Here is a 6,325-nt window from a genome sequence, read left to right on the forward strand (position 1 = left end):
AAAAATTTTGGACCTTATGTGGATGAGACCGTTGATTTTACCCGCTTTGAACAGGCACCGTTGTTTTTGATCACGGGTAAGACAGGGAGTGGCAAAACAACGATCTTTGATGCAATGTGTTACGCGCTTTTCAATGAAACTTCGGGCAAGAAACGCCAAGCCTTCCAAATGCGTTCTGATTTTGCTAGCGACAAAAAAGAGACCAGTGTTGAATTTACCTTTGAGCATCAAGGGAAGATCTATTATATCAAGCGTCAGCCAAAACAAGTTTTAGCTGGACGTGGTGGCAAGCCCGTTGAAAAAAAGGCAAAAGTTGAACTGATCTATCCTGGGCCTGATGAAGAAAAGCTGGCGATCCAAAAGATACCTGAAGCCAGACGTTTTATCGATGAGCTGTTACATTTAACGGCAGAACAATTTACCAAGGTCATTTTGTTGCCTCAGGGTGAATTTCGCAATTTTTTATCAGCTGATAGTAAAGAGAAAGAAGAGGTCTTGCGCAATTTATTTGGCAGTGAACTATTTGAACGCTGGACCGAACAACTCAAGGCAAAATTTAAAGAACAAAATGCAAAATATCAGCAAAAAGAACAACAACTAATGCTGAGCATGCAACAAGCTGATTTTACCAGTGAGACACAGATCCCTGAACTATGGCTCGAACAGATCAAAAGCTGGCTCGAACAAGTCAATGCCAAATTGGCAGAGCAAGATGAAGCTCTAAAGCAAGCTAAAAAAGAACACGAACGCTTGCAACATGTTTTGAGTAAACAAGAAGAGCTTCAAAAAAGCTTCGATCTACTGGCAAAGTTACAAGCTAAGCAAGCTGATCTACTAACCAAAGCCCCTAAACGTGAAGCTTTACGCCAGCAAATAGTTGCTTTGAAATGGGCACTGGAACATCGAACAAACTTTGAGCTATTGGAAAATAATAAAGCCACCCTTGTTAAAACTAAACATGATATCCAAAAGACCGAGCAAAGCTATGCAGAGCTAAAAAAAGAACAGCTAAGTTTGGCTACTAAATTAGCAGAGCACGAAGCTAAGCGTAAAGAAATAGCTGACTATCAGTACCAATATAAGCAATTGGAGAATAACTTGCCACTATATAAAATAGTCAGCGAGCTTTCGACCGCTCAAGAAGAGGTCGAAGCCAGACAGAGTGTTTTGGCAGCTGAAATTCAAAAAACAATGACGACTTTGGATAAAAAGCAAGCAAAGCTAGCTGTTATCAAAAAAAATCAACACACGATCGCAGAACAGATCCAAGAAAAAGGCTCGTTAAAAGCAAAATTAGAAAGAATAAAGTATCAACAAGCAGAATTGACCGAGCTTTTGAAAAAGCAAGCAGACTTAGATAAGCGTCAAACTAATATTTTAAATTTACAAAATGAATTGATCGATGAAACGACTATCAGTAAGGAAGCTCGTACTAAGGCCCGCGATTTAGCTAATCAACTGGCGGATCACTATATTGCAGTGGCAGTCAAAAAGCTTCAAGCAGGTAAACCATGTCCGGTCTGTGGGAGTTTAGATCATCCGGCTCCAGCTAAAGTCAGTGAAGTGACTGGGATCGATGAAGAACAAGTTGAGCAAGCTAAACAACAGGCCCGTAAATTAGAAGATAAGGTCACCGCTTTACAGGCGCGAATAAATGAGTTTGACGCTGAGACTGTTGAACGACAAAGCGAATTTGAAACGAAAATGCAGGACTTTTTTGAGAGATATCCCACTTCAAAAAGAGAGTTAGTTCATTTAGAAGTTGAACTGGCACAAACTAAACACGAATTGACTCAAGAGATAACGGTACTTACAGCTAAAGAAAAAGAAGCAGTGAGCTTGCAAAAGCAACAGACAACACTGGAGCAAAAAATTACACAAGCACAGACAAAGTTGACTGAGTTAAATGAACAAGCCCAAACAGCTCAACTTGATAAGCAGACCTTGATGACGCAATTAGCCGAAAAACAAGCTCAGTTACCAGTAAAGTATCAGACCAAACAACAAGCCAAGGTACAATTGAGAATTTGGCAACAGAAGATAGATGAGTTTGAAAACCATTTAGCCGACTTAAATGCACATATAAAACAAACTGAGCAGTCATTAGTGGCAACTGAGTCCAAGTTAAATGACGCCAAACAACAAGCTCAAGAATCAAAACAAATGATCACCCAAAGACAAGCTGACTTAGAAGCTGTCTGTGCAGCCAAAAAAGTGACATTAGCGGAATTAAAAGAATTGTTATCACAAAGCGCTCAACTTGAATATTTAGAAAAAACTTTAGCTGATCAGCAAAAAGAGATAGATGCTATCGATGGGCAAGTCGAGCTCCTTTCAAAACAAGTAGCTGGCCAAAAACAGCCTGATCTAGAGCAAACTAACGAAGAATTATTGCAGGCAAAACAGTCAGAAGCTAAGTTACAGCAGATGGTCGCTGAGCTAGAGCATAAATATAGTTCCAATATCAAATGCTATCACCAAGTAAGATCGCTTTTTGAACAACAGCAAGCTGAATTTACACAGTTAGGACAGTTAAAGGAGCTAGTCGATGTTGTTACAGGTAAAGGTGAACAAAAATTGGGGTTTGAGCGCTATATTTTGCAGACCTATCTCAAAGAAGTTTTAATAACAGCCAATGCGCGGCTCGCTTGCTTGACTAATGGTCGCTACGAATTATGCTTAAATGAAGATACTGGGCGGGGGGCTTCGAGTACGGGGCTAGAGCTAGATATTTATGATGATAATGTGGGTAAAAGACGTAGCGTCCACACACTTTCAGGCGGAGAGAGTTTCTTAGCTGCTTTAGCCTTAGCTTTGGCGCTAGGAGAAGTTATCCAAAAGAAGAGTGGAGGGATCGAGATCGAAGCGTTATTTGTCGATGAAGGTTTTGGTTCGCTCGATCAAGAAGCTTTACGAGTTGCTTTAGAAACTTTGCAAACGATCGAGGGGAAAGATCGCATGGTCGGGATAATCAGTCACGTTACCGAATTACAGGCGCAATTGCCATATCAGTTACAAGTTGTTACTAAAGGTGAGCGGAGTACTTTGCGGTATGTGACGACAATTTAGTTAGATTTGAGGAAAAACGATGCAATATCGTACACATATAACAGTCTCACTGGCTGTAGGCTTGCCCATGCTAGCCGCAGTCGATCAAGTGACATTTATCAATACTGCGGCGTTAGTCTGTGGTAGCGTTTTGCCAGATATCGACCATCCAAGGTCATTTATCGGTAAGCGGAGTCAAGTTGTTAGTAAAGTAGCCAATAAAACATTAGGGCATCGTGGAGCGACACATTCGTTAGTTGTGGCGGCTGGGGTCTACTTGTTGGCTGTATTTATTGCTAAAGCATATTTAACGACTGCGGCAATTCACTTACCTTTTTGGCTACTGATCGGCTATCTTTTGCATTTAGTCGAAGACAGTTTCTCCAAAAATAGTATCCATTGGTTTTGGCCCTTTTCTAAATTCAAGCGAAGTGCGCGTAAACGACTATTTTATTATCGAACAGGGCATGTGAGTGAGTATTTGATCTTAGGTTTTGCGCTATGTCTTTTATTGATCGAGTTGAACTTATTATGGTCAGGTCGTTTAACAAGTTTATTTGATCATGGCTGGGCAGCTTCACTTAAGCTGTTGATAGCTAAGTTACAGCTTCTTTTCTTGCCACATTGAGATACTAAATGTTTGACATGATAAAGTATTGGATGATTTTTTTTTTCAAATAGCGTATCATCTAAGTGAGAAGTCAATAAGAAAGGATAAGCTATATAATAGCGCAGGTGGAGCCAATGAAAGATCAAACATTATTAGTATCTTCAGCACAAAAGTTAAAGCAACACGGGGTAAAATCAACACCACAACGCCAAGCGATCTTAGCATATCTGATGTGTTCAGATGAGCATCCATCGATCACGATGATCCATCAATATCTGCAAAAGCAAGATATCAAGGTGAGTTTGGCAACTGTGTATAATACTCTCGAATTGTTGGCAAAGTCTGATCTAGTATCTGAAGTGGCTTTGGATAGTGCGGGGCATGTAAGGTATGATTATTTCGCTAAGCCACACTATCATTTGATCTGCTTAGAATGTGGCAAGATCGAGGATATTTTTGATGACACTTACTTAGAATTAGAAAAGTTGGCACAGGCTCAAAGTGACTATGAGATCGTCAATAGTCGCTATGATGTGTATGGTATTTGCCCAGACTGTCAGCAAAAGAAAGCTAACACATAAATTTTCTGGAGTAAGTAGCCAGTTTTGTGCTATAATCAACCAAGGTATTTTATTATTTGCGATGAAGTAGATAGTAGCAGATCTCATCCCTATCACAGAGAGCCACTAATGCTGGAAGGTGGCATATATGATTTTTGCGAAGTACACTATGGAGCAACAACGGGTCATTCCGATATCGATGACAGAGTTGGTTACATTTATGTAGCAATCTGGGTGGTAACGCGGAAATTAATTCGTCCCTGATGATTTTTCATCGGGGACTTTTTTATTAAAAGGAGGATCCTAAATGGAAAATATTTTAGAAGAATTAAAATGGCGGGGCGCTGTCAACCAAGTTTCAGATGAAGCTGGTTTAGAAAAGTTATTGACTGAAAAATCGATCGGTGTCTACTGTGGAGTCGATCCGACTGGTGATAGTTTGCATATTGGGCATTTGATCCCATTTATGATGTTGAAACGATTCCAAATGGCTGGTCATCGTGCGCACATCTTGATCGGTGGGGGTACCGGTTCGATCGGTGATCCATCTGGTAAGAAGTCAGAACGGACTTTACAAACGATGGAACAAGTTCATCACAATGAAGAGGCCTTGACAGGACAAATGAAGGCACTCTTTGGCAAAGATAATATCACGATCGTTAATAACTATGATTGGTTAAAAGAGATCAGTTTATTAGATTTCTTGCGCGATTATGGTAAATTATTCAATGTTAATACGATGTTGAATAAAGAAGTTGTCGCTAGCCGCTTAGAGGTAGGTATCTCGTATACTGAATTTACGTACCAGATCTTGCAAGCGATCGATTTCCATCATTTGTTGAAGACAAAAGATGTGCAACTTCAGATCGGTGGAGCTGATCAATGGGGCAATATCACAGCTGGGATCGATCTGATCCACAAAATGGAAGGCTCAGATACCCAAGCATTTGCCTTGACGATCCCATTGATGTTGAAAGCTGACGGGACAAAATTTGGTAAAACAGCTGGTGGTGCAGTGTGGCTTGACGCAGAAAAAACAACACCATATGAATTCTACCAATTCTGGTTGAACCAAGATGATCGTGATGTTGTTAAATACTTGAAGTACTTTACTTTCTTGGATGAAGCTCAGATCGCTGAATTAGCGAAGAAACTTGAAGAACATCCAGAATTGCGTGAAGCTCAACGACGCTTAGCCAAAGAAGTGACCGAATTTGTTCATGGAAAAGAAGCTGTTGTGCAGGCTGAACATATCTCTAAGGCACTCTTCTCAGGTGAAGTGAAAGCTTTAACTGCTGCTGAGATCGAGCAGGGCTTTAAAAATATGCCAACAGTTGAGATCAGTTCTGAACCGGAAAATATCGTTGAATGGCTCGTTAACACAGGGATCGAAAATTCTAAGCGTCAAGCCCGTGAAGATGTAACTAATGGAGCGATCTATATCAATGGTGATCGTGTTCAAGACCTAGATGCGGTGATCGATCCAGCAGAAAACTTTGATGGAAAATTTGTGATCGTCCGTCGTGGTAAAAAGCGTTATTTCTTGGCACGTGTAACTAAATAATTGTTGAAAGATCTGTAGACTTCATGTCTGCAGATTTTTTTTGAAAAAATTTTTCCATGGAAAATGTAAGTGTTTTACTGAGCAAAAAACAGCTTTTCAGTCAAAGATATGCTGATTTATTGGGTAAAAAACGAACGATGATATTTAAGGGCGATTTATGTTCGTGTTTTAAATGGTATAAAGTGAAATTTTATGCAAAAAAATTTAAAAGTAGGGTTGACGTTTAAGCTAAAAGTGAGTATAGTAGTTCTTGTCATTGAGATGTGATCAAGCATCTCAGATCGCTTAAAAATTAATTCAAAAAACTTGTTGACATTGAGATGCAAGTTTGGATATAATAATTAAGTCGATAAGGCATATCAATGAATTTTTATTCAAGAAAATGAATAAAAATTGAGTAGATCTTTGAAAACTGAACAAAGTTTCGATAAGCAAATGTGCAGGGTCTCTTATCTAAGTGATGAGAGCAATAAACATTTTGCGAAGTCAATTCGCTAGTAAAAATAAAGAGTCACAAACTTTAAATTGAGAGTTTGATCCTGG

At 39.5% G+C, this 6,325-nt stretch carries 4 protein-coding genes and 1 other annotated feature; all 4 genes read left to right on the top strand.

What is annotated here, in order from left to right; genetic code table 11:
• On the top strand, positions 1-3,069 hold a 3,069-nt coding region (locus Q9Q35_RS01125), incomplete at its 5' end, for an SMC family ATPase (protein ID WP_304651768.1).
• 19 nt (positions 3,070-3,088) lie between these two features.
• Entirely contained in the window at positions 3,089-3,676 is a 588-nt protein-coding gene (locus Q9Q35_RS01130) for a metal-dependent hydrolase (RefSeq protein ID WP_304651769.1), read from the top strand.
• A 116-nt stretch (positions 3,677-3,792) separates the two neighbouring features.
• The gene (locus tag Q9Q35_RS01135; protein ID WP_304651770.1) at positions 3,793-4,239 is read left to right on the top strand and encodes a Fur family transcriptional regulator; all 447 of its coding nucleotides are present in this window, start codon (positions 3,793-3,795) and stop codon (positions 4,237-4,239) included.
• Positions 4,240-4,291: 52 nt separating this feature from the next.
• Positions 4,292-4,483 (top strand) — a binding site (T-box leader).
• A gap of 42 nt (positions 4,484-4,525) precedes the next feature.
• Positions 4,526-5,782, top strand: a complete 1,257-nt coding sequence (gene tyrS, locus Q9Q35_RS01140) for a tyrosine--tRNA ligase (protein WP_304651771.1) — start codon at positions 4,526-4,528, stop codon at positions 5,780-5,782.
• The last annotated feature ends 543 nt before the right edge of the window (positions 5,783-6,325 follow it).

Origin of the sequence: uncultured Ligilactobacillus sp. (assembly GCF_948826705.1) — a bacterium.
In the GTDB taxonomy this organism is placed as follows: Bacteria; Bacillota; Bacilli; order Lactobacillales; family Lactobacillaceae; genus Ligilactobacillus.

Coding starts and splice junctions, on each gene's coding strand:
- Q9Q35_RS01130 (WP_304651769.1), top strand. CDS start 3,089: ATGCAATATCGTACACATATAACAGTCTCACTGGCTGTAGGCTTGCCC.
- Q9Q35_RS01135 (WP_304651770.1), top strand. CDS start 3,793: ATGAAAGATCAAACATTATTAGTATCTTCAGCACAAAAGTTAAAGCAA.
- tyrS (WP_304651771.1), top strand. CDS start 4,526: ATGGAAAATATTTTAGAAGAATTAAAATGGCGGGGCGCTGTCAACCAA.